The organism is Kosakonia oryzae, assembly GCF_001658025.2.
In the GTDB taxonomy this organism is placed as follows: domain Bacteria; phylum Pseudomonadota; class Gammaproteobacteria; order Enterobacterales; family Enterobacteriaceae; genus Kosakonia; species Kosakonia oryzae.
The window spans coordinates 4,052,370-4,076,272 of sequence record NZ_CP014007.2 but is presented as its reverse complement, the minus strand read 5'-3'; the positions used below and the strand labels follow the sequence as shown (position 1 = coordinate 4,076,272).

Genomic DNA, 23,903 nt, shown 5'->3' with positions numbered 1-23,903 from the left:
CTGCGCAGTCATGCGGGGATTGATGCATGAAATATGTCGATGGTTTTGTGGTCGCAGTGCCGGAGGATGAAAAAGAGGCGTATTGCCAGCTTGCGGCGAAAGCGGCACCGATCTTCAAAGAGTTCGGCGCAACACGCATTGTCGAATGTTGGGCTGATGACGTACCGGATGGCAAACTCACCGATTTTCGCATGGCGGTAAAAGCTGAAGACCACGAAGCGGTCGTCTTCAGCTGGATTGAATACCCGTCCAAAGAGGTGCGCGATATGGCGAATCAAAAAATGATGGCCGATCCCCGCATGCGCGAACTGGGTAATGCGATGCCTTTTGACGGTAAACGCATGATATACGGTGGCTTTGTGCCGGTGCTCGATGAGTAATGTGACACTCAGGAGACTTTGGTGAAGAGCGCTTTGCGCTCAAGCACATCGCCATCGGTACGGAACACGCCGTCACCGGTGTAATGCAGCGTCTGCGGCCACGCAGGTTCGCGGTTTACCCGCGCAGCAACCACTTCAAAAATAAAGAAGTTGTAAGTATCCACCATTGCGTCGTCATAAAGGCGGCATTCAAACTGGCCGTAGCACTCTTTAATGGATGGCGCGGCCACATGCTCGCTTTTTTCTGCCGTCAGTCCAAATTGAGCAAACTTATCGACCTCATCGCCCGTACAGTTACCAATGCGGGAAACGGTGTCGATCATGCTGGCTTCAGGCAGGTTAATGACGCACTCTCCGCTTTGTCGGATGCGTTCGAAGCTGGCATTGCCAGCGGAAATCATGCAGCCGACCAGCGAAGGGGAAAACTCCAGAATCGTGTGCCAGCCTAAGGTCATAATATTATTTCGCCCTTGCCAGTGGCTGCTCAGCAGTACCACCGGGCCAGGCTCCAGCCAGTGCCGGACATCGTGCAGCGGCCAGGATTGCTTTTTCATTGTGCTTCCTCCGCGTTGTTAAAACTCTTTTAACAGTAGCAGAGCCCTTTCTCATGAAGGTTATTTTCCGCCCAGCGAATAAACTCCTCCGCCGGTAGCGCTTTGCTGTAAAGCCAGCCTTGCCCGTACTCCACGCCGCACTGTTTTAGCCACTGCAACTGAGCTTCGGTTTCGATACCTTCGGCAACCATCGCCAGCTTTAAGGCTTTTGCCATCTCGATAATGTGCGGCGTCACGGTTTTTTGCTCCAGCGCATCGACAAACGATTTATCGATTTTAATGGTATCGACGTCGAGGTTTTGCAGGTAGCTCAGGCTGCAATAACCGGTACCGAAATCGTCAATGTAGATCGCATGGCCTGCGGCACGCAGCGTGTTGATCGCCGGGCCGCTGACGGCCGGATCGGCAAAACCTCGCTCGGTCAGTTCTAAGGCGATTTGCGATGGCGAAAGCTGCCAGCGTTGTAGTAATTCCGCGAGTAGCGCCGGCAGGCCCGGATCCAGCAGATCGGCGGGTTCCAGATTGACAGAGATATGCTGCTCCGGGTGTTGTTGCAACCATGACCCCATATCGGCAAACACATTTTCCATCATCAGCCTGGTTAATTGCGGCATCAGGCCGCTGTGTACTGCCAGCGGGATAAAAATATCTGGCGACAGAAAAGAGCCATCCTTTTGCTGCCAGCGCGCCAGCGCCTCGGCTCCGACGATACGCCCGCTCTCCAGCGCCATAATCGGCTGGTAATGCGCCATGATTTCACGGCGATGGATGGCCTCCTGCAACTGATAGCGCGGCGATTGCAGCCGACGCAGTACTTTGAGTAAAACGAAGGCGAGCAATAAACTCATCAGCAAGCTAAACGGAACCCAAATAGTCAATAAACGATGCCAGTTGTTTTCCAGCGGTGTGTCCGGCATCCATGTCACGGTGGCCAGCCCCAGGCTGGCATCGTATTTAATGTGGTAGGTTGATTCCCGGAAATGCTCTGTTGTTTGCGCACGTTGCGCTATCTGCTCAAGCACGGCACTGGGGATCTCCGTACCACCCGCGATGATTTGCCGGGTGCTGGTATTGACCAGCGAGAAGTGCAGCGGAAGCGAGCCGTAAGAGAGGATATCGATAAGCGACTGGGGATCGACCATCACGACATAATGCTCATTGCCGATGGCAATCATGTTCCGCGATAAACCCAAATCATTGTGACGAGTAAGCCAGACGCGAAAGCCATCTGCAGTAATTTTCCTGGGCGGTGGAAAGGGAGATGTCGAGGTGCCGTTTTGCAACGATGAACAGTGCGGCTGAAGAGCGTCAACGTATAAGACTTCCTGCACATAGCGATGGGCGTAAGAAGCGCGTTGCATCTCCAGCAGATGGTCGGCGGTACAAACCGGGCCTCGCCAGTTTTCCAGTTGCCGGAGCGCCGTTTTACTTTCGTTAACGACACGCAGTGTGCGCATATCCGCCAGCTTTGAGTAAGTTTCAAGCTGATCCATAAACGTTTCTTTAGCCTGGCGATGGGTCATCCAGATACTCAGCCCTGGCGGCAGGATCAGCGCGAGCGCCATAATCGCGATAATAAGAGTTATCAGCCGTCGATTAGTCATGATCAAAAATCCCTCTTTGATACTGATAAACATAGCGTATCTTTCACCCGCAAATGTTATATCACGCGGCAGCGATTGTTTTCTTTCAGGATGAGCAGGTAGAGGAAAAAAGAGTCTGTGGTGCAGGTTAGCTAAGAAATTTTTATCAAACAAGAAGGGATAAACGGCGTCTCTTTCCCGGTTTTTGGGACAAAGAAACGCCGGAACAGCTTATCGGCGGTGCGCCAGCCGGCGAACCAGGCGATCTCCCAACATCTGAACGCCCTGTACCATCGCCACCAGGATAATCACGGTGCCGAACATGACCTGGTTGTTAAAGCGTTGATAGCCGTAGCGAATGGCTAAATCGCCCAGCCCGCCACCGCCAATTACGCCCGCCATCGATGAGAAGCCAATCAGCATTACCACCGTTAAGGTAATCCCGGCCAGCAGCGTGGGAAGCGCTTCCGGCAACAGCGCTTTTACAATCACATGCCAGAGGTTACCGCCCATGGATAAAATGGCTTCAATGCGCCCGTAATCCACTTCGTCGAGCGCGGTTTCCGTCAGGCGCGCGAAGAAGGGAAATGCGCCAATGGTCACCGGCACGACGGCGGCGGTACTGCCCAGCGTGGTTCCTATCAGTAACCGGGTAAATGGAATCAGCGCAATCAACAGCACAATAAATGGCAGCGAGCGACCAATGTTGATAATCGTACCGAGCAGCGCATTCAGCTTTGGCATCGGCGCTAAGCCATTGCTGCGGGAAATAAACAGCAGTACGCCCAGCGGCAGACCAATCAGCACGGTAAAGAGTGCCGACAGGCCGACCATATAAATAGTCTCCAGCGAACCGTTTAACAGCAGCGGCCAGAGATCCTCCCAGCTCATGCGACCCCACATAACGGCCTCCCGGTCACACCATGACGAGCCAGAAATGCCTGTTCTGCCTGCGGATCGTGCAGCAGCGCCTGGCGCAACCGCGACCACGGAGCAACCAGCAAATCAGCGATTTTCCCGCTCTCTATGACTTCGCCATTTTCCAGCAGCGCCGCGTGATCGCACAGCGTTTTGACCACGTCCAGTTCATGGGTGATCAACACAATGGTGAGTTGCAGTTTTTGGTTGATGTCTGCCAGTAACTCCAGCACTGACGCGGTAGTTTCCGGATCCAGCGCGCTGGTGGCTTCGTCGCACAGCAGCACATCCGGGTGCGCCGCCAGCGCTCTGGCAATGCCGACACGCTGCTTTTGTCCGCCGGAAAGCTGTGACGGGAAGGCGTGCGCTTTTTCGCTTAATCCCACCAGCCACAGCAGTTCTTCTACGCGCGCCTGACGCTGATCTTTCGCTACACCGGCGATTTCCAGCGGCACAGCGACATTATCGGCGACCGTACGCGCATGCAGTAAATTGAAGTGCTGGAAAATCATGCCGGTGCGCAGACGGTGCTCGCGAAGCCCGGCCTTATCCAGTTGGGTGATGTCATTACCGTTCACGATAATGCGGCCCGCAGTGGGCCGCTCCAGCAGATTAAGGCAACGGATCAACGTACTTTTCCCTGCGCCGCTGCGCCCGAGGATGCCGTAAATCGCGCCTTTCGGTACGCTTAGCGACACCTCTTTTAACGCCGGTCGGCCTGCTCCGGCGTAGATTTTACTCAGCCCTTCAATCTCAATCATGACTGCGGCGCAACCGGGATCACGGAACCGTTATATTGCTTGCGGATAAACGCCGCGACCTGCGGGGAGGTCAGATCTTTGGCCAGTTCTTTGATGCGCGGATCGTTGGCCAGTTGTGGGTTGGTGACCAGAATATTGGCATAGGGATTGTGCTTCGCACTCTCCAGACCGAGCGCATCTTTCGCCGGGCTCAGCCCTGCTTCCAGCGCGTAGTTGCCGTTGATCACCGCCAGATCGACATCATCCAGCGAGCGCGGGATTTGCGGCGATTCAATCTCCAGGATCTGCAAATGTTTCGGGTTCTGCGCGATGTCTTTCGGCGTCGCCAGGGTGGTGGCCGGATCGGTGAACTTGCTGTCGAGCTTGATCAACCCCTGGGCTTGTAGCAGGAACAGGGCGCGGCTCAGGTTAGTGGCATTATTCGGCACGGCCACTTTGGCGTTATTCGGCAGCGATTTGAAATCCTTGTATTTATGTGAATAGATGCCGAGCGGTTCAATGTGTACCGTCGCGGCAACGGCAAAAGTCTTGCCCAGCGCCTTTTCCTGATCCTTCAAGTAAGGCACATGCTGGAAGTAGTTGGCATCGACATCGCCGTTCGCCAACAGCTCGTTAGCATTGGCACCATTGGTTAATTCAACCACTTTCAGATCCAGTTTCGGATCGATCTTTTTGATGTAATTGAGGATCTCCGCGTGCGGTACCGGGTCGGCGGCGACGCGCAGTGCTTCTGCCTGGGCGGAAGTCCAGACCAGAGAAAGAGACAGTGCTACCCCTGCCAGAGTAAAAGCGGCATGTTTCATGATGTGTGTTCCTGTGTTGTTATGGTCAGACGATCAATTGTTCAGTGCGTTCGCGCAGCACATCGCGGTAATAACGTTCCGCCACATCCGGATGGGAGCGCAGGCGGCCTTTCAGGTAGTTCCAGCCGACGTCGCGCAGCAGCGGATTGTGCGGATCGCTCTCCGGCCCGCGCGCTTCTTGCGCCAGCTTCGGTGGTAGGGTGTACAACGGCACCACCGCATCGAGCTGGGCGCCGAGGAAGAAAGCGATCGACAAACGCTGCTGTTCCGCCGGGGGCGAAACCACGCGGTGAACGGTGGCGCGCAAATAGCCGTTGGTAGCCAGTTCCAGCAGTTCGCCAATGTTGACGACAAAACTGCCTGCCAGCGGCACGGCATCGATCCAGTGGCCTGGTTCGACTTCTACCTGCAGCCCTTTTTGCTCGTCCTGCAGCAGAAAACTGAGAAAGCCGGAATCTTTATGGGCACCAACGCCTTGCGCACTCTGGGTCGAATGCTGGCCAGGGTAGCGGATCAGCTTGATATGCTCGTTCGGTTTATCGCCATACAGCGCGTCAAAGGCGTCCGCAGGTAGTTGCAGTGCTTCGGCAAACGCCCGCAGCAGCGTGATGGCCATACCGGTCATCGCCTTTTGCCAGGCGAGCAGAGCGGGTTTCAGCGTTGGCAAAGCTTGCGGCCAAAGATTTGGGCCTTGTAAACGTCGCCAGCCGGGATCGCTGTCGCTCAGCAGCAGCGCCGGGCGTTCCGCGCCAATATCGAACTGCTCGCGCCAGTCCGGCTGCCCGCGGGTTATCTCTGAAGCGGCGCGGTTATAGCCACGAAAATGGGGGGAGTGGATCATCCCCACTTGCTGTTTTTGCTCATCAGTCAGGGCGAAAAAACGTCGGGATTCTTGCTGGACGGCGTGTAGCAGTGCGTCATCGACGCCGTGGTTAATCAGGTAGAAGAAACCGATATCACGCGCAGCGTGGCGCAGATCGGCAAGAAAGCGTTCGCGCTCAGCGCCGTGCGTATAGCGGGAAAGATCGAGGATCGGTAACGTCGTTGCGTTCATTGTGTTCTCCGAAGGCAGTCAATAATCGTGTTCTGGTCAGGTTCAGGGTTCGGGGACAACAACAGCGCATTTTCTTCTTCCTCTTCGTCAGGTGTGAGGACAGCTTGCCTCAGGGGCAACAATTCAACCAATAACGTTCTTTTCTAATTTATGTCCGCGCAGGATCACGTGCTTTTGCGAAAAACGCATAACGCGGATGGCTTGAAATGGAGAAATAACTTCGATAGACTTTTGTTATGTTATAACAAAACAGATGAGTGAATCATGAAAGCTGATATCCATCCTCACTATCGTACGGTGGTGTTCCACGACACCAGCGCCAACGAGTACTTTAAAGTGGGTTCAACCATTAAAACGGAACGCGAAATCGAACTGGAAGGCGTGACCTATCCGTACGTCACCATCGACGTTTCGTCGGCGTCGCATCCTTATTACACCGGCAAACAAAAAGTGATTGCTAACGAAGGCAGCGCGGCACGTTTCCAGCAACGCTACGGTCGCTTTTTTAGCGATAAAAAGGAGTAAGTGATGCAGGTGCTGAATTCATTGCGCAGTGCGAAACAACGCCACCCTGACTGCCAGATTGTCCGGCGCAAGGGGCGTTTATATGTGATCTGTAAATCCAATCCGCGTTTCAAAGCGGTGCAAGGCAAAAAGAAAAAACGTTAAGCGCGAAGTGATGCCAGGGAGTGACGCTGCTTGCCATCGGCCGTGAAGTTGTCGGCGGCAAGCCAGCGTTGCAGTGCGCGATCAATCTGCGGCCATTCACCATCAATAATTGAAAACCAGTCGGTATCGCGATTATGGCCTTTGAGCACCAGCGCCTGACGAAAACGGCCCTCATATTGAAAACCGAGACGCAGCGCCGCCTGGCGTGACGGCTCATTCAGGCTGTTACACTTCCACTCGTAGCGCCGGTATCCCAGCGTTGTAAAGGCATAGTTCATCAATAACCATTGTGCTTCTGTCGAGGCGGGCGTACGGGCCAGCAACGGCGAGAAATGAACGCTTCCCACTTCCATAACACCATTTTTCTCATCAATGCGCATCAGCGCGAGGCTACCAACCGGCCGCGAAGTTTTGTTGTCTATGACGGCAAAATGCAGCGGATCGTGCAGCGTGCAGGTGCTTGCTATCCAGTCGCGAAACGCCGCTTCATCTTTTTCCGGTTCCCGCAGTAGCCACGTCCAGCTCCGGTCATCACCTGCTTGTTGATGCGCCTGAAACAGCGCGCTGGCGTGCTCAGTACCCAACGGCTCAAGACGGCAATAACGGCCTTCGAGAGTAACGCGCTGCGGGAAAGGGCGCGGCTGCCAGTTGGGCAGCGCATCGCCGATAGGTTGTTGATAGTGATTGAACTGGCTCATTGTGTCTCCTTGTATATGCGGAGGCAGCGTAACGCTGTGCTGGTTCCATAAAAAGAGCCATCGTTTTATAGTTTTATGGGGCCACGCGGAGAAAATAATGAATATTCCTGAGGAAGGATTGTACGCGCTGTTGCGCCGGGCGCTGGAGGAGCGTGCCAGCCTGACGCGCCAGCGCGCGCTGTATGTGGCGCTGCGCGATGCGGTACGGCAGGGGATGTTAAAGCCCGGCAGCCTGTTGCCGGGATCGCGCGTACTGGCGGAGAGGCTGCATATTTCGCGTAATACCGTGAATGCGGCGCTGGAACAACTGGCCGTTGAAGGGTATGTGCTGCGCGATCGCCAGGGCACTCGTGTGGCGAAACTGGCGACAGTGGAGCGAACGGACCCGGCACCATCGGTAACGCTCGCGCAGCGTGTACAGCAACTGCCGGGCGGGGCTTTTCGTCATTCCCCCGCGCTGGCGCTGACGCCGGGCATTCCGGCGGCAAATTACTTCCCGTTGGCTGTCTGGCGACGGCTGGCTGAACGCGTGTGGCGCGATGAAGGCAGTCTGCTATTGAATTATGGTGAATCCGCCGGTGAATGGCGTTTACGCGTAGCGATAGCCCGCCATCTGGCGATATCTCGCGGCATTGATTGCGATGCTGAACAGATAGTGATCACCGAAGGCGCGCAGGAAGCGCTGATGCTTTGTGTGCATTTACTCAGCGACGTGGGCGATCATGCCTGGGTTGAAGAGCCGGGTTACGGCGGTGCCAAAAGCGCTTTTCTCGCCGCAGGCCTGGAAGTGACGGGAATGCCGATCGACGATGAAGGGATGGTGCTGAACCCTGCGGCCCGGCCGCCGCGCATGATTTACACTTCGCCGTCACATCAGTATCCGCTGGGTAAAGTGATGAGCGCGGCCCGGCGGCTGGCGCTGCTGGACTATGCCCGGCACATGGGAAGCTGGATTGTGGAAGATGATTACGATAGTGAGTTTCGCTATCCGGGCGAGCCCATTCCGGCGATGTCAGGCATGGTGGCGAATCCGCCTGTGGTTTATCTTGGTACTTTTAGTAAAACCCTGTTTCCCTCGTTGCGTATTGGTTTTATGGTGATGCCGCCCGCGCTGGCGCAGGCTGCCGGGCCAGCAATCGGTAGTTTGTTACGTGGCGGTCATCGTGCCGAGCAACTGACGCTGGCGCGTTTTATTGAAGATGGGCACTACGCACGTCATCTCGCCGCGATGCGTCGGCTGTATCGCAAGCGGCAAGCGCATCTGCTGGAAGCTGTTCGCAATGAGCTGCATGCTGCGCATCAGGTTTATGGTGGCGGCGGTGGGCTGCACTTAACGCTGGCGATCCCGGGGATTGATGATGAGGCGGTAGTTCATGCTGCGAGGCAACGGCAACTTGCGCCCCATGCATTAAGCCGTTTCTGGCTGCACAAGAGCGCAGCATCCAGCGGGCTGGTTCTGGGGTACGGTAATACGTCCGCCAGCCGATTTACGGCGGCGGTACGTACGCTTAACCAATTGATTGAACACTCTCTGGGCGGGTGAGGGTGAAGACGTCGTAAAACGAGAGCTCGCCCTTACGCGCGACCATTTTTTCCAGCCGGGTTTTGCTCTCTTCCTCGACTCGCGGGGATTGCAGGATCGCGTTAATCAAACCTGACGGAACAAATCGTGTGTTGTACCACTCGCCGTTATAGCAGACCCGGAAGTCGAGTACATCGATATCTTCGTAGTGGTAGCGCGGATAAACGTCAAAAAAGAAGAAACCGTTCAGGATCACGAAGAGCACGATCAATAACCAGACGGAGCCGGAAAGGGTTTCGGACTGCAGCATCACCGCCAGCGTGGCAAGCCAGGCCAGATACATGCCGACAAACAGGCCGGGGTGTTTGCGAATAAAACTGATGCTGAAGCGCGGGCGGTTATCCCGTTTCTCGCGCTGGTTGATCTCTTCAATCGTTTCGGTGAGCAGCCGCTGTATCTCTGTCATCTTACGCCTTTACTGATACTGTTTTGCAGGTGGACACGCTATTTTAAGTTGCCATTTTGTATGAAAAAAGTAACAGTTTTGCCGCAAAAAACGATAACAGTTAGATAGCTGGCAGGGGCTTGATGATCCGCGCCGGGTTGCCGCCGACCACGACATTGGCCGGAACATCTTTCACAACGACCGCGCCGGAAGCGATGACGGCGTTATCGCCAATCGTTACGCCCGGGTTGATAATGGCACGGCCACCTATCCAGACATTGTGGCCAATGGTGACAGGTTTGCCATATTCCACGCCGCTAATGCGTTCGGCGACATCCAGCGGATGCGTCGCGGTGTAGATATGTACGCCGGGCGCCAGCATGCAGTTATCGCCGATATGGATTGGACAAACATCGAGCATGACGCAGTCGAAATTGGCGTAGAAATTGCGGCCGAGAAAAATGTTGTAGCCATAATCGCAGCGAAAATTCGGTTCGATATAGACCCCATCACTATGACCGAGAAGGCGGGAGAGAATATCTTTACGCTCAGCTTTTTCTTCCGGCGCCGAATGATTGTATCGATGTAGTAACTGCCTGGCCCGCAGACGATCGGCGCGCAAGACTTCATCTGCCGAAAGATAGGGCAATCCGGCAATCATTTTTTGCTTTTCGTCATTCATCTGATTCGAAGACACTCGTCACGGAATCTGAACGCTCTTTATGCGCAGAAAAAGAGTTAGCAGAATTATCGTACAAATTTCCACACGGAGGAGGGGATTTTGTCATACAGCTTATTCATGGTCAGTTCTGCCAGGCGATGATCGGCTGCTGAATAAAACACCGCGAGTTCCTCATCCGGAAGTTCGTATTTATTTTTTTCAATTACACGTTCAAGGGTATCAATTGTCTGACAACGTCTGAGACGCATCAAATAATCAACTTTTGTTAATGGTTTTTCGGACATATCTTCACCTTAGTGTTGAAAATTAACAAGAGTGGCTAACTGGATTAGCCTTGCTTACATTGACGAAGCAGCGGAACAGTTTGTTGCCTGTTTTGCGCCATTTCTGTAAGTCATGTGTATTTATGCCATAGCTACTGAACAACATAAACGTATCGTCAAGATATTCGTCTATCTGTTCAATCAGTTTATTATCTTCATTGTACTTAATTTTATAATTAAGTGCGAAGGTCGCTATGTGTTCTATCAGCTCATTTAACTGCAAATTGACCGCTGATGTAGGATCGTTAACCCACCCATGATGGCTCTCTTCGAGATTAACAAGGCAGTCATGGTACAGCGTTTCGCAGAGAAATTTGAGCTGCGCGATATCATGCCTTTTTGGCGAGTATTCGTCCATAACGCATCCCCTTCTGAGTGGTAATTTTTTTTACTAACCGACTGCTGTTTCAGGATGGGAACTTCTGCTCTGACCAGAGACAGACGTTGCTTTATGTTTGTCAATATAACTATAAGCTAGTCTGAATAGGATTTCATTGTGCTATCACGAAAAATTACAAATAATGTTTTTTTTGAGAAAAATGGACAAAATAGGAACTTGACCTTGCGATGAAGCTTGTTACGCCTGTAGGCGTTATTGCTTGTTCATCCTTGAGATTCATTAAGTTAGCATGGGGGAAATTATTCCAGCCCGAACGGTATTTTTATACCAGGAATCGTCTGAGTTAAACTGATTGTACCAGATAATTAAGGATTATAAACGGTAAATGATCGCTGCTTTCAAAATACATACTTATTATAAGCCTTATATCGGCAGTACAAAATAAACGAATAGACAATAAATGCTTTTAATTTCGGATGTGCAGATATGAAAAAGGCCGCTAAGTGCGGCCTTTTCTATTAGAGAAACAATCAGTGCTCCTCAACCTTATGGCTGTGCTCTATATCCTCGCCGCGGCGGCTAAAGCGGCGGCGCACCACCACGAAGAACACCGGAACGAAGAAGATAGCCAGTATGGTTGCGGTGATCATCCCGCCCATTACGCCAGTACCTACTGCGTTCTGCGCGCCGGAACCTGCACCGGAGCTGATAACCAACGGCAGTACCCCAAGGATAAATGCCAGCGAGGTCATCAGAATTGGTCGCAGACGCATACGAACCGCTTCCAGCGTCGCCTCTACCAGGCCTTTGCCTTCTTTATCCATCAGGTCCTTGGCGAATTCGACGATAAGTATCGCGTTCTTCGCCGACAAGCCAATGGTTGTCAGCAGGCCCACCTGGAAGTAAACGTCGTTGGTCAGACCGCGGAAGGTGGCAGCCAACAACGCACCCACAACACCCAGCGGTACAACCAGCATGACCGAGAACGGAATCGACCAGCTTTCATACAGCGCTGCGAGGCAGAGGAAAACCACGATCAGCGAGATAGCATACAACGCAGGCGCTTGGTTGCCGGAGAGACGTTCCTGGAAGGACATCCCCGTCCAGTCATAACCGATACCGGTCGGCAGCTTACTGGCCAGTTGTTCCATCATCGCCATCGCTTCACCGGTACTTTTACCCGGTGCCGCCTGGCCGAGGATTTCCATCGACGGCAGACCGTTGTAACGCTCCAGACGCGGTGAACCATATTCCCAGTGTGTGCTGGAGAAGGCGGAGAATGGCACCATCTGTCCATCGGTCGCCCGCACGTACCAGTTACCAATATCGCTTGGCAGCATGCGGTATTTGGCCTGTGACATGACATACACTTTCTTCACGCGACCACGGTCGATAAAGTCGTTAACGTAGCTACCGCCCCAGGCTGCACCCAGCGTGGTGTTGATGTCGCTAATCGACACACCCAGCGCCTGTGCTTTTTCCTGATCAATATCGATCTTGAACTGCGGTGTATCTTCCAGGCCGTTAGGACGTACGCCCACCAGCAGATCCGGATGCTGAGCGATTTCGCCAAACAGCTGGTTACGCGCCTGGGTTAATTTCTCATGTCCCAGGTTCGCCTGATCAATCAACTGGAAGTCGAAGCCGGTTGCCGTACCGAGTTCAACAATCGCTGGCAGGTTGAAAGCGAAGACCATTGCATCTTTAATCGATGCAAAGTGTGCGCTCGCACGGCCTGCGATTGCGGGTACTTTATTCGCTTCACCAGGACGTTCGTCCCAGTTTTTCAGCGATACGAACGCCAGACCGGTGTTCTGACCGCGACCAGAGAAGCCAAAGCCGTTAACGGTAAAGACGGAGTTAACGTTGTCTTTCTCATTTTCCAGATAATATTTCGTCACTTCATCCAGCACTTTCTGCGTACGCTCTTGCGTCGCACCCGCAGGCAGCTGGGCCATAGTGAGAAATACGCCCTGGTCTTCATCCGGCAGGAACGAACTTGGCAGGCGCACAAACAGCACCGCCATACCCGCAACGATGACAATATAGAGCAGCAGATAACGACCGGTGCTGCGCAGAATGTTTCCTACGCTATCGGTGTAGTGGTGCGTGCTCTTCTCAAACATGCGGTTGAACCAGCCGAAGAAGCCTTTTTTGCCTTCACCGTGGTCGCCTTTGGCAACTGGTTTCAGCATTGTGGCGCACAGCGCCGGCGTCAGGATCAATGCGACCAGCACAGACAGTACCATCGCGGAAACGATAGTAATGGAGAACTGGCGATAGATAGCACCGGTAGAACCACCGAAGAACGCCATCGGGATAAATACCGCTGACAGCACCAGCGCAATACCGACCAGCGCGCCCTGAATCTGCCCCATGGAACGGCGCGTCGCCTCTTTTGGCGGCAGGCCTTCTTCCATCATTACACGTTCGACGTTTTCCACCACCACGATAGCGTCGTCCACCAACAGGCCTATCGCCAACACCATACCGAACATGGTGAGGGTGTTGATGGAGTAGCCAAAGGCGGCGAGTATCGCGAATGTCCCGAGCAGTACCACCGGCACCGCGATCGTTGGGATCAGCGTTGCGCGGAAGTTTTGCAGGAACAGGTACATTACCAGGAATACCAGTACGATCGCTTCCACCAGCGTTTTCACTACTTCGTTAATCGAGATCTTAACGAATGGCGTGGTGTCATACGGATAAACCACTTTCAGGCCGTGCGGGAAGAACGGCTCCAGTTTGGCAATGGTCGCACGTACCGCTTCGGCAGTATCGAGTGCGTTCGCGCCGGTTGCCAGTTTGATACCGAGACCCGCAGCCGGTTGGCCGTTATAACGCGCGATTACGTCATAGCTTTCACCGCCCAGTTCAATCTTCGCTACGTCGCGCAGACGAACCTGCGAACCGTCAGTGTTCACTTTCAGCAGGATCTTACCGAACTCTTCCGTGGAGGTCAGACGGGTCTGCGCGATGATAGAGGCGTTCAACTGCTGCCCTTTCACCGGCGGAGTACCGCCTAACTGGCCTGCAGCGACCTGGGCGTTCTGCGCTTTGATAGCCGCAATCACGTCAACTGGCGTGAGCTGGAAGTTATTGAGCTTGCTTGGATCCATCCAGATACGCATCGCATACTGCGCACCGAATAGCTGAACGTCACCGACGCCGGAAGTACGGCTGACCGGATCTTTGATGGTTGCGCCGACGTAGTCCGCAATATCTTCCTGCGTCATGGAACCATCGGTACTGATCATCCCGAGAACCATCAGGAAGCTGCTGGATGATTTCTCGACGCTAACGCCTTGCTGTTGCACTTCCTGCGGTAACAGCGGCATGGCCAGTTGCAGTTTGTTCTGCACCTGAACCTGCGCGATGTCCGCATCCGTTCCGGAATCAAAGGTAATTGTAATTTGTACCGTACCAGAGGAATCACTGGCAGAGGACATATAAAGCAGGTTATCGATACCGTTCATGTTCTGTTCGATAACCTGCGTCACGGTATCCTGTACCGTTTTCGCATCAGCACCCGGGTAGGTAGCCGTGATCTGAATTGCAGGCGGCGCAATTGTTGGATATTGCGCTACCGGCAATTTGAGGATCGAGAGAGCCCCCGCCAGCATGATGATAATCGCGATAACCCACGCAAAGATGGGGCGATCGATAAAAAACTTAGCCATGTCTTAACGGCTCCTGTTTTAGTTAAGACTTCGGTTTTTCTGACTGGCCGCCGGCCTGGGCTTGCTCTTTGTTGTCAGAAGTCACTTCCTGAGCTTTAACCTGTACGCCCGGTTTGACTTTTTGTAAGCCGGCAATGATCACGCGATCGCCGCTTTTCAGACCGTCAGTCACCAGCCATTTATCGCCAATGGCCTGGCTTGCGACGATATTACGGACTTCAACTTTATCGCCTTCACCTACCACCATCGCCGTTGCGTCACCGCGCGGCGTACGGGTAACACCTTGCTGTGGAACCAGCATGGCATTTGGGTTGACGCCTTCTTCCAGTTTGGCGCGAACGAACATGCCCGGCAGCAACGAGTGATCCGGGTTCGGGAACACCGCACGCAGAGTGATGGAACCGGTGGTCTGGTCTACCGTCACGCCAGAGAACTCAAGCGTACCTTCCTGGGCGTATTGAACACCGTCGTTGGTAACGAGCTGAACTTTCGCTTTGCCGTTGTCCTGCTTCAGCGTACCGTTCGCCATTTCCTGCTGCAGACGCAGAAAATCATTGCTCGACTGGGTAACGTCAACGTAGATCGGATCAAGCTGCTGCACGGTAGTCAGCGCAGTGGTTTGCCCGCTCTGTACCAGCGCACCTTCTGTGACGGTAGACGTTCCGATACGGCCGCTGATGGGGGAAATCACTTTGGTATACGCCAGGTTGATGCGCGCGCTTTCTACTGCTGCTTTTGCCGCGACAACGGTAGCGTTAGCCTGCTGAGCGTCCGCCTGCGCAGTATCGTAATCCTGTTGGCTGATGTACTTGGTGCCCAACAGTTTCTGATAACGGTTGACGGTCATTTGAGCGATGTTGGCAGCCGCTTGCGCTTTCGCCAGATCGCCTTTGGCGCTGTCATAAGCTGCCTGATAAGTAGCGGGATCAATCTGATAGAGCGAGACACCTGCTTCGACGTCACTGCCTTCCGTAAAGTTGCGTTTCAAAATAATGCCGCTGACCTGAGGACGCACTTCCGCAATGCGAAAAGCAGTCGTTCGGCCCGGTAGCTCAGTGGTGATTTGCAGAGGTTCCGTCTTGACCGTGACGACGCCAACTTCCGGCATCTGCCCCGCACCCTGCTGAGCCGGTTTTTCATCACATCCTGTAAGCGCTAAGCTGCCCGAAAGCATCAGAACGGCCGCCAGAGGCGTAAACCCTCTGTTTTTGTTCATATGTAAACCTCGAGTGTCCGATTTCAAATTGATCAATGGATCAATGGCCCAAAAACCCATTGCTGCGTTTATATTATGGTCGTGCTATGGTACAAACATTCACAAATGTATGTAAATCTGACTCCTGTAAATTCACCAACATATGGCACGAAAAACCAAACAACAAGCGCTGGAGACGCGACAGCACATCCTCGATGTCGCCATACACGTGTTTTCCCGGCAAGGCGTATCTTCTACTTCGCTGGCTGACATTGCGCAGGCGGCAGGCGTGACTCGCGGCGCGATTTACTGGCACTTCAAAAATAAGTCGGATTTGTTTAGTGAAATTTGGAAATTGTCAGAGTTCAGTATTGACGATCTTGAGCTTGAGTATCAGGCAAAATTCCCTGGCGATCCACTCTCAGTATTAAGAGAAATATTGGTTTATATCCTTGAAGCAACAGTTGTTGAAGAGCGGCGGCGATTAATGATGGAGATCATTTTTCACAAATGTGAGTTTGTCGGCGAAATGACTATTGTGCAAGAAGCGCAGCGTAACCTGAGCCTCGAAAGTTATGATCGAATCGAGCATACGCTTGCCCAGTGTATTCAGGCAAAATTGCTGCCCGCTAATTTACTCACTCGCCGTGTTGCGGTCTTAATGCGCGCCTATATTTCCGGCATTATGGAAAACTGGCTGTTTGCGCCGCAATCCTTCGATTTGAAAAAAGAAGCACGTGATTACGTGGCGATCCTGCTGGAGATGTGCCAGTTATGCCCGACGCTGCGGACAGACCAGGGCGCTATCAGCGCCTGATTACCCGGGCCGCCAGGATTTATCCTGGAGGCGATTCACTTTTCTAGGTTGTTGCATAACGGCGTGATATTCTTGCGTTCGCGGCCATTCCGGCCGCCTTTCCCGTACAGAAAACGATCGCTCAAATTATGTTGCACAACTACCGCACGCGAAACACGCTCGCCGCTTTTGCCGCCGCATTGTTCCTTCTCTTCGCAAGCCTGGTGAGTAACGCCGCCCTTGCGCAGACCACGAACGATTTACCTTCCCGCAGCGACGTACAAAGCCAGCTTGATACGCTAAACAAACAAAAAAATCACACCGCGCAGGACAAACTGGTTATCCAGGATTTGACCGAGACGCTGGATACGCTCGACAAAATCGATCGCGTGAAGCAAGAAACCGCGCTGCTGAAGCAAAAAATTGCCCAGGCGCCGGATAAACTGCGCCAGGCGACGGATGCCCTGAATGCACTGAGTGATAAAGATAGCGACGATGAGACGCGTAAAACGCTGGCCTCGCTCTCTTTGCGCCAGCTGGAATCCCGTATCTCGCAATTGCTGGAAGATTTACAGTCTGCCCAGAACGATTTATCGAACTACAACAGCCAATTGGTCTCGCTGCAAACGCAGCCTGAGCGTGTACAAAACTCCATGTACTCCGCTTCCCAGCAGTTGCAGCAGATCCGCAACCGTCTGAACGGCACTGCTGCAGGCGAGGGCGCGCTGCGTCCTACGCAACAAACGCTGCTGCAGGTGCAACAGGCGTTGTTGAATGCGCAGATCGAGCAGCTGCGCAAAAGCCTTGAAGGCAACACCACATTACAGGATACGCTGCAAAAACAACGTGATTACGTGACGGCGAACAGCAATCGCCTTGAGCATCAGTTGCAGTTGTTGCAGGAGGCGGTGAACAGCAAACGTCTGACGCTGACAGAAAAAACGGCCCAGGAAGCGGTAACGCCGGATGAAACGTCGCGCATTCAGGCCAACCCGCTGGTGAAACAGGAGCTGGATATTAACCATCAGCTCAGCCAGAAGTTGATTGCCGCCACGGAAAATGGCAACTCGCTGATGCAGCAGAATATTAAGGTGAAAAACTGGCTCGACCGCGCTCTGCAATCCGAACGTAACGTTAAAGAACAGATTTCGGTGCTGAAAGGCAGCCTGTTGCTGTCGCGTATTTTGTATCAGCAACAGCAGACATTGCCGTCGGCGGATGAGCTGGAAGACATGACCAACCGCATTGCGGATCTGCGTCTTGAACAGTTTGAAATCAACCAGCAGCGTGATGCGCTGTTCCAGAGCGATACCTTTGTCGCCAAACTGGAGGAAGGTCATTCCAGTGAAGTCAACGATGAGGTGCATGACGCGCTGTTGCAGGTTGTGGATATGCGCCGTGAACTGCTCGATCAACTGAACAAACAGTTGGGCACGCAATTGATGATGGCCATCAACCTGCAAGTTAACCAGCAGCAGCTGATGAGCGTGTCGAAAAGCCTGCAGGAAATTCTGACGCAGCAGATCTTCTGGGTGAACAGCAATAAGCCAATGGACTGGGACTGGATCAAATCCTTCCCGCAGGCGCTGCATGACCAAATCAAGGCCATGAAGATCACCGGTAACTGGGAGAAAGCCTGGCCTGCGGTAGCCATCGCGTTCCTTGCAGGGCTACCGTTGCTGCTGATCGCCGGGCTTATCCGCTGGCGTCTGCGCTGGCTGAAAGATTATCAGGCGAAGCTGGCGGCGCAGGTTGGACAACTGCGTAACGACAGTCAGTTGCATACGCCGAAAGCGATTCTGATCGATCTTATCCGTGCGCTACCGGTGTGCCTGATTATTCTGGCGATCGGCCTGATCCTGCTGACCATGCAGCTTAACGTCAGCGAATTGCTGTGGGCATTCAGTAAAAAACTGGCATTGTTCTGGCTGGTATTCGGCCTGTGCTGGAAAGTGCTGGAAAAAAACGGTGTCGCTGTCAGCCACTTTAATATGCCCGCCCAGCTTACCAGCCACTGGCGTCGGCAAATTGTGCGTATCAGCCTGGCGCTGTTGCCGCTGCACTTCTGGTCGGTTGTTTCTGAACTCTCTCCGCTGCATTTGATGGATGACGTGCTGGGGCAGTTTGTTATCCTGTTGAATCTGCTGGTAATCACATGCCTGGTCTGGCCGATGTCCCGCGAAAGCTGGCGCGACAAAGAGTCTCACGCCATTCGCCTGGCAACCATCACCGTGCTGGCAATCGTGCCGATCGCGCTGATGGTGCTGACCGCGACGGGGTATTTCTATACCACGCTGCGTCTCTCCGGGCGCTGGATTGAAACCGTCTATCTGGTGATTATCTGGAACCTGCTTTACCAGACGGTTCTGCGTGGCCTCAGCGTGGCCGCGCGACGTATTGCCTATCGCCGCGCACTGGCGCGTCGGCAGAATATGGTGAAAGAGGGGGCCGAAGGCGCTGAACCACAGGAAGAGCCGAGCATCGCGCTGGAACAGGTTAACCAGCAAACCCTGCGTATTACGATGCTGGTGATGGTGGCGCTGTTTGGCGTGATGTTCTGGGCGATTTGGTCCGATCTGATCACCGTATTTGCCTACCTCGACAGCATTACGCTATGGCACTACAACGGCACCGAAGCCGGCGCTGCGGTAATGAAGAGCGTAACCCTTGGCAGTTTGCTATTCGCGGTGATTGTTTTTGTTGTGGCCTGGGCGCTAATCCGCAACTTGCCGGGTTTGCTGGAGGTGCTGATCCTCTCAAGGCTCAATATGCGGCAGGGCTCTTCGTATGCCGTGACGACGATCCTGAACTACATCATCATTGCCGTCGGGGCGTTGATGGTATTCGGCTCGCTGGGCGTTTCGTGGGATAAACTGCAATGGTTGGCGGCGGCGCTGTCGGTTGGTTTAGGTTTCGGCTTACAGGAAATTTTCGGTAACTTTGTCTCCGGCTTGATTATCCTGTTCGAACGCCCGGTGCGTATCGGCGATACCGTGACTATTGGCACCTTCTCCGGAACGGTCAGTAAGATCCGCATTCGTGCGACCACCATTACTGACTTTGACCGTAAAGAGGTGATCATTCCGAACAAGGCGTTTGTTACCGAGCGTCTGATCAACTGGTCGCTCTCCGATACCATCACCCGCGTGGTGATCCGCCTCGGCGTGGCGTACGGGTCCGATCTGGATAAAGTGAAAAAAGTGCTGCTGAAAGCGGCGATGGAGCATCCAAAAGTGATGCACGATCCGGAGCCGTCGGTGTTTTTCACTACTTTTGGCGCCAGCACGCTGGATCATGAACTGCGTCTGTATGTGCGCGAACTGCGCGATCGCAGCTACACGGTTGATGAACTGAACCGCACCATCGACAAGCTGTGCCGCGAGAACAATATTGATATCGCCTTTAACCAGCTCGAAGTTCACCTGCGCAATGCCAAAGGTGATGAGCTGACTGAAGTTAAGCGCGAAATGAAAGGCGACGATCCGACGCCTTCTCAGGCAGGGTAAATCCTGTCGATCCTCTCCCCTGTGGGGAGGGGATCACTCCTCAAGTTTTTTCTCAAAATCCCGTTTGACGATCTCCAGCGCTTTCAGCACGACGTCTGGCGCAATCTCATGTTGTTCCAGCAACATAATCAGATCCACGGCCAGTTTGATCTCCTCCGGAGCGTTTTCCAGCGACATTTTCTCTCCTCGCTTTAGCGGGTTAAGCGCGCCAGCACGCGCTCAATATTGTCCAGCGCCTGGCGGCAACGGGCAAGTCTGCCAGCCAGCGCCTCCACTTCTTTATGTAGCTGCTGCTGTTCGACCAGCGTGCTGACGGCATTTAAGCGTTGTTCGCGCGCCTGTTTCATCGCCAACAGACGACGCTCATACTCCTGATGCTGCAAACGCCTGCGCTGCCAGCGCGCAATACCTGGCGATGCATGATCCCACGCGCGCAGTGGCCAGACGGCACTTTCACGCGTGAGAGCGGCAATTTGCGCGGCCAGGCGCTCCGCCAGCCAGGCAACCTGCTCCAGATGATTGCCCTCCACGGCACGACGCAGCGCCGCCAGATTGACCGTTGCCTCATCCAGACAGGACTGCATCAACGTGCTGCGAGTCTGGAAAAGCTGGCGATCAAAACGCGCGCCGATCGTCGCATGCTGCGCCAGCGGCGCGGCCAACTGGCGTAATTTGTCCAGTTGCTGTTCCAGCGTGTTTAAAAGCGCGGCGTTTTTCACGTCTCTTCCCCCGGTAAATATCAGTCTGTTACATTAACCGTTCATTTTCTGATGAAGCGCGCTATGCAACGGACTATTTTACTCATCATTGGCTGGCTGGCGGTAGTGCTTGGCACGCTTGGCGTGGTACTGCCGCTCCTGCCGACAACGCCGTTTATTCTGCTGGCGGCGTGGTCTTTTGCGCGCTCATCGCCGCGTTTTCATCACTGGTTGCTTTACCGCTCCTGGTTTGGCGGCTATCTGCGGCACTGGCAAACGTACCGTGCCATGCCGCCTGGCGCGAAGCCGCGCGCCATTGCGGTGATTCTGTTGACCTTTGCCGTTTCTCTGTATCTGGTGAAGATGTGGTGGGTACGCGTGTTGTTGTTGGTGATTCTGGCCGGTCTACTGCTATTTATGTGGCGTATTCCGGTGATTGATGCAAAACAACAAAAACCATAAACCACAGCAATGACAGTTGCAATTGTGGCGCACAGTCAGTAAATTCGGGCGTTTTCGAGCACGGGTACGGCTGATTAAACGTTAATCAGTGGTTACATAAACTGTAAACGCGTGTACCGTGAGTAATACCGTTTCTATCAGGCAAAAATCCATGACAGCGACTGCGCAGCAGCTTGAATTTCTTAAAAACAGCATCAAAAGCATTCAGGATTACCCGAAGCCGGGCATTCTGTTCCGTGATGTCACCAGTTTGCTGGAAGATCCGCAAGCGTACGCTCTTAGCATTCAATTGCTGGTTGAGCGTTATAAAAACGCTGGCGTAACCAAAGTAGTGGGAACCGAAGCGCGTGGCTTCCTGTTCGGCGCACCGGTTGCGCTGGGTCTGGGCGTTGGCTTTGTGCCGGTGCGTAAACCGCGTAAACTGCCGCGTGAAACCATCGCCGAGAGCTATGAGCTTGAGTACGGTACTGACCAGTTAGAGATCCATGTTGATGCGATCAAGCCGGGCGATAAAGTGCTGGTGGTCGACGATCTGCTGGCAACTGGCGGCACTATCGAAGCCACAGTGAAACTGATTCGCCGTCTGGGCGGTGAAGTGACCGACGCGGCATTCATCATTAATCTGTTTGATCTTGGCGGTGAACAACGCCTCGAAAAACAGGGTGTTAACTGCTACAGCCTGGTGCCGTTCCCGGGACATTAATGCCATGTCCGCCTCCTCATCCTTCAGGCCTGCGCCTGAGGGATGAAGTGTATTAACAGCATGTGCTGTGTTAGCATTATCCCTTCGTAAATCCACCTTCCAGCGTTTCAGAGCCTGCCAATGAGTTATCAGGTCTTAGCCCGAAAATGGCGACCGCAAACTTTTGCTGACGTCGTCGGCCAGGAGCATGTGCTGACCGCACTGGCGAACGGCTTATCATCAGGACGCATTCATCATGCGTATCTGTTCTCCGGCACCCGCGGCGTCGGCAAAACCTCTATCGCCCGTCTGCTGGCGAAGGGGCTGAACTGCGAAACCGGCATCACCGCAACGCCGTGCGGCGTATGTGATAACTGCCGCGAAATTGAGCAGGGCCGCTTTGTCGATTTAATTGAGATCGACGCCGCGTCGCGCACCAAAGTCGAAGATACCCGCGATCTGCTGGATAACGTGCAATACGCCCCGGCGCGCGGGCGTTTCAAAGTCTATCTGATTGACGAAGTGCATATGCTCTCGCGTCACAGCTTTAACGCGCTGTTGAAAACGCTTGAAGAGCCGCCTGAGCACGTCAAATTCCTGCTGGCGACTACCGATCCGCAAAAGCTGCCGGTGACCATCCTTTCCCGCTGCCTTCAGTTCCACCTGAAAGCACTGGATGTCGAGCAGATCCGCAGCCAGCTTGAGCACATTCTCACTGACGAGAAGATTGAACATGAAGCCCGTGCGCTGCAACTGCTGGCGCGTGCGGCTGACGGCAGCCTGCGCGATGCGCTAAGCCTGACCGATCAGGCGATTGCCAGCGGCAACGGGCAGCTCTCCGCAGCGGTGGTCAGCTCCATGCTCGGCACGTTGAATGACGACCAGGCGCTTTCATTAGTTGAAGCGGTGGTTGCCGCTGACGGCGAACGCGCTATGGGGCTGGTGAACGAGGCGGCATCGCGCGGCGTTGAATGGGAAGCTTTGCTGCTGGAGATGCAAACGCTGCTGCACCGTATCGCCATGGTACAGCTGACGCCTGCGGCGCTCGGCAGCGACATGGCCCCGATTGAGCAGCGTTTGCGTGAACTGGCCCGCACCGTGCCGCCCACCGATGTGCAGCTCTACTATCAGACGCTGCTGATTGGGCGCAAAGAGCTGCCTTACGCGCCGGATCGTCGCATGGGTGTTGAAATGACGCTGCTGCGCGCGCTGGCGTTCCATCCGCGTGCGCCGTTACCGGCGCCAGAAGTGCCGCAGCAATCCTTCGCGCCTGTGGCACCCACCGCCGTGATATCGCCGCAGCAGGTTCCGCCCGCGCCGCAGGCTCAACCGGCGGCGGCACCGGTGCAGAACGACGTACCGCTGCCTGAATCAACCAGCTCAGTGCTGGCGGCGCGCAGGCAGTTGCAACGCGCTCAGGGAGCAGACAAAGCAAAAAAGAGTGAACCGGCAGCCGCAACCCGCGCGCGGCCGGTGAGTAATGCCGCGCTGGAGCGTCTGGCTTCGGTCACCGAGCGCGTGCAGTCGCGCCCGGCGCCGTCCGCGCTTGAACAGGCTCCGGCTAAAAAAGAGGCCTACCGCTGGAAAGCAACCACTGTTGTCACCGAGACAAAAGAGGTTGTTGCCACGCCCAAAGCGCTGAAAAAAGCGCTGGAACATGAGAAAACGCCGGAACTGGCGAAAAAGCTGGCGGAAGAGGCGATTGAGCGTGATGCCTGGGCGAAAGAGGTCAGCCAGCTAAAATTGCCAAAACTGGTTGAGCAGGTGGCGCTGAACGCCTGGAAAGAGCAGGAGGGCGATCGCTGGTGTCTGCATCTGCGCAGCGCGCAGCGTCACCTGAATTCGCAGGGCGCACAGAAGGCGCTAAGCGACGCGCTTAGCGAATTGCACGGTTCGACGGTTGAACTGACTATCATTGAAGATGATAATCCGGCAGTGCGAACGCCGCTGGAGTGGCGTCAGGCAATCTATGAGGAAAAGCTCGCGCAGGCGCGTGAGGCAATTATTGCGGATAGCAACATTCAGACGCTGCAACGGTTTTTCGATGCGGATCTGGATGAAGAGAGTATTCGCCCCCTTTGACGGCAAGCTGCGGCTTTCCGTTTTCAACCCTGAATGTGACTTATCACTCTGGTCAGTCACCACAGCTAAA

At 54.2% G+C, this 23,903-nt stretch carries 24 protein-coding genes and 1 other annotated feature; of the genes, 9 read left to right on the top strand and 15 right to left on the bottom strand.

The window, feature by feature from the left end; translation table 11 throughout:
* The first annotated feature begins 26 nt into the window (after window positions 1-26).
* Window positions 27-380, top strand: coding sequence for a DUF1428 domain-containing protein (locus AWR26_RS19385; RefSeq protein WP_064568158.1), 354 nt, complete (start codon window positions 27-29; stop codon window positions 378-380).
* 8 nt (window positions 381-388) lie between these two features.
* Here AWR26_RS19385 and AWR26_RS19380 read toward each other — a convergent pair whose 3' ends face one another.
* The 6 genes from AWR26_RS19380 to AWR26_RS19355 form a co-directional block, all read right to left on the bottom strand.
* Entirely contained in the window at window positions 389-934 is a 546-nt protein-coding gene (locus AWR26_RS19380; protein ID WP_064568157.1) for a flavin reductase family protein, read from the bottom strand.
* Between the two features lie 29 nt (window positions 935-963).
* Window positions 964-2,538 (bottom strand): EAL domain-containing protein, encoded by a 1,575-nt coding sequence (locus AWR26_RS19375; protein ID WP_064569066.1) that lies wholly within the window; start codon window positions 2,536-2,538, stop codon window positions 964-966.
* A 210-nt stretch (window positions 2,539-2,748) separates the two neighbouring features.
* On the bottom strand, window positions 2,749-3,408 hold the full coding sequence (locus tag AWR26_RS19370; protein ID WP_167351172.1) for a methionine ABC transporter permease: 660 nt from the start codon (window positions 3,406-3,408) through the stop codon (window positions 2,749-2,751).
* Complete coding sequence (locus tag AWR26_RS19365) at window positions 3,405-4,196, bottom strand: methionine ABC transporter ATP-binding protein (protein WP_074922453.1); 792 nt, start codon at window positions 4,194-4,196, stop codon at window positions 3,405-3,407. Before AWR26_RS19365 ends, AWR26_RS19370 begins: the two co-directional genes overlap by 4 nt.
* Window positions 4,193-4,999 (bottom strand): MetQ/NlpA family ABC transporter substrate-binding protein, encoded by an 807-nt coding sequence (locus AWR26_RS19360; RefSeq protein WP_064568155.1) that lies wholly within the window; start codon window positions 4,997-4,999, stop codon window positions 4,193-4,195. The genes AWR26_RS19365 and AWR26_RS19360 overlap by 4 nt, the downstream gene beginning before the upstream one ends.
* Before the next feature lie 25 nt (window positions 5,000-5,024).
* Window positions 5,025-6,053 (bottom strand): isopenicillin N synthase family dioxygenase, encoded by a 1,029-nt coding sequence (locus AWR26_RS19355; RefSeq protein WP_064568154.1) that lies wholly within the window; start codon window positions 6,051-6,053, stop codon window positions 5,025-5,027.
* A gap of 264 nt (window positions 6,054-6,317) precedes the next feature.
* On the opposite strand from AWR26_RS19355, the gene AWR26_RS19350 reads away from it, so the two are divergent.
* A complete protein-coding gene (locus AWR26_RS19350) occupies window positions 6,318-6,578 on the top strand; it encodes a type B 50S ribosomal protein L31 (protein ID WP_043954585.1) in 261 nt (86 codons plus the stop codon).
* 3 nt (window positions 6,579-6,581) lie between these two features.
* A complete protein-coding gene (gene ykgO / locus AWR26_RS19345) occupies window positions 6,582-6,722 on the top strand; it encodes a type B 50S ribosomal protein L36 (protein WP_007373577.1) in 141 nt (46 codons plus the stop codon).
* On the opposite strand, the gene AWR26_RS19340 is transcribed toward ykgO, so the two are convergent.
* Complete coding sequence (locus tag AWR26_RS19340) at window positions 6,719-7,420, bottom strand: GNAT family N-acetyltransferase (RefSeq protein WP_064568153.1); 702 nt, start codon at window positions 7,418-7,420, stop codon at window positions 6,719-6,721. The two genes, ykgO and AWR26_RS19340, sit on opposite strands and share 4 nt — an antisense overlap.
* A gap of 97 nt (window positions 7,421-7,517) precedes the next feature.
* On the opposite strand from AWR26_RS19340, the gene pdxR reads away from it, so the two are divergent.
* Complete coding sequence (pdxR, locus tag AWR26_RS19335) at window positions 7,518-8,963, top strand: MocR-like pyridoxine biosynthesis transcription factor PdxR (RefSeq protein WP_064568152.1); 1,446 nt, start codon at window positions 7,518-7,520, stop codon at window positions 8,961-8,963.
* Here the strand turns inward: pdxR and AWR26_RS19330 are convergent.
* The 6 genes from AWR26_RS19330 to acrA form a co-directional block, all read right to left on the bottom strand.
* Window positions 8,929-9,408 carry a YlaC family protein gene (locus AWR26_RS19330; RefSeq protein WP_064568151.1) on the bottom strand — a complete coding sequence of 160 codons (480 nt, stop codon included), beginning with the start codon at window positions 9,406-9,408 and terminating at the stop codon, window positions 8,929-8,931. The two genes, pdxR and AWR26_RS19330, sit on opposite strands and share 35 nt — an antisense overlap.
* A 100-nt stretch (window positions 9,409-9,508) precedes the next feature.
* Window positions 9,509-10,069: a maltose O-acetyltransferase gene (maa, locus tag AWR26_RS19325; RefSeq protein WP_064568150.1), complete on the bottom strand. Its 561-nt coding sequence runs from the start codon at window positions 10,067-10,069 to the stop codon at window positions 9,509-9,511.
* Window positions 10,070-10,134: 65 nt separating this feature from the next.
* Complete coding sequence (locus AWR26_RS19320) at window positions 10,135-10,353, bottom strand: HHA domain-containing protein (RefSeq protein ID WP_007373583.1); 219 nt, start codon at window positions 10,351-10,353, stop codon at window positions 10,135-10,137.
* 22 nt (window positions 10,354-10,375) lie between these two features.
* Window positions 10,376-10,750, bottom strand: coding sequence for an Hha toxicity modulator TomB (gene tomB / locus AWR26_RS19315; RefSeq protein WP_007373584.1), 375 nt, complete (start codon window positions 10,748-10,750; stop codon window positions 10,376-10,378).
* Between the two features lie 512 nt (window positions 10,751-11,262).
* On the bottom strand, window positions 11,263-14,412 hold the full coding sequence (gene acrB, locus AWR26_RS19310) for a multidrug efflux RND transporter permease subunit AcrB (protein WP_064568149.1): 3,150 nt from the start codon (window positions 14,410-14,412) through the stop codon (window positions 11,263-11,265).
* Between the two features lie 22 nt (window positions 14,413-14,434).
* Window positions 14,435-15,628, bottom strand: a complete 1,194-nt coding sequence (gene acrA, locus AWR26_RS19305) for a multidrug efflux RND transporter periplasmic adaptor subunit AcrA (RefSeq protein ID WP_043954577.1) — start codon at window positions 15,626-15,628, stop codon at window positions 14,435-14,437.
* Between the two features lie 142 nt (window positions 15,629-15,770).
* Between acrA and acrR the strand changes: the two genes are divergently transcribed.
* On the top strand, window positions 15,771-16,424 hold the full coding sequence (gene acrR / locus AWR26_RS19300; protein WP_064568148.1) for a multidrug efflux transporter transcriptional repressor AcrR: 654 nt from the start codon (window positions 15,771-15,773) through the stop codon (window positions 16,422-16,424).
* Between the two features lie 128 nt (window positions 16,425-16,552).
* A complete protein-coding gene (gene mscK, locus AWR26_RS19295; RefSeq protein WP_064568147.1) occupies window positions 16,553-19,909 on the top strand; it encodes a mechanosensitive channel MscK in 3,357 nt (1,118 codons plus the stop codon).
* Window positions 19,910-19,942: 33 nt separating this feature from the next.
* Here mscK and rsmS read toward each other — a convergent pair whose 3' ends face one another.
* Both rsmS and priC read right to left on the bottom strand, forming a co-directional pair.
* A complete protein-coding gene (rsmS, locus tag AWR26_RS19290) occupies window positions 19,943-20,086 on the bottom strand; it encodes a pleiotropic regulatory protein RsmS (protein ID WP_064568146.1) in 144 nt (47 codons plus the stop codon).
* A 14-nt stretch (window positions 20,087-20,100) separates the two neighbouring features.
* The gene (priC, locus tag AWR26_RS19285) at window positions 20,101-20,628 is read right to left on the bottom strand and encodes a primosomal replication protein N'' (protein WP_064568145.1); all 528 of its coding nucleotides are present in this window, start codon (window positions 20,626-20,628) and stop codon (window positions 20,101-20,103) included.
* A 63-nt stretch (window positions 20,629-20,691) separates the two neighbouring features.
* Between priC and AWR26_RS19280 the strand changes: the two genes are divergently transcribed.
* The 3 genes from AWR26_RS19280 (at window position 20,692) to dnaX (ending at window position 23,833) form a co-directional block, all read left to right on the top strand.
* A complete protein-coding gene (locus tag AWR26_RS19280) occupies window positions 20,692-21,069 on the top strand; it encodes a DUF454 family protein (protein WP_064568144.1) in 378 nt (125 codons plus the stop codon).
* A 151-nt stretch (window positions 21,070-21,220) separates the two neighbouring features.
* On the top strand, window positions 21,221-21,772 hold the full coding sequence (gene apt / locus AWR26_RS19275; RefSeq protein WP_064568143.1) for an adenine phosphoribosyltransferase: 552 nt from the start codon (window positions 21,221-21,223) through the stop codon (window positions 21,770-21,772).
* A 120-nt stretch (window positions 21,773-21,892) separates the two neighbouring features.
* Window positions 21,893-23,833 carry a DNA polymerase III subunit gamma/tau gene (dnaX, locus tag AWR26_RS19270; RefSeq protein WP_064568142.1) on the top strand — a complete coding sequence of 647 codons (1,941 nt, stop codon included), beginning with the start codon at window positions 21,893-21,895 and terminating at the stop codon, window positions 23,831-23,833.
* Window positions 23,166-23,230, top strand: a sequence feature (DnaX frameshifting element). Its footprint overlaps the gene before it by 65 nt.
* Window positions 23,834-23,903 lie beyond the last annotated feature (70 nt).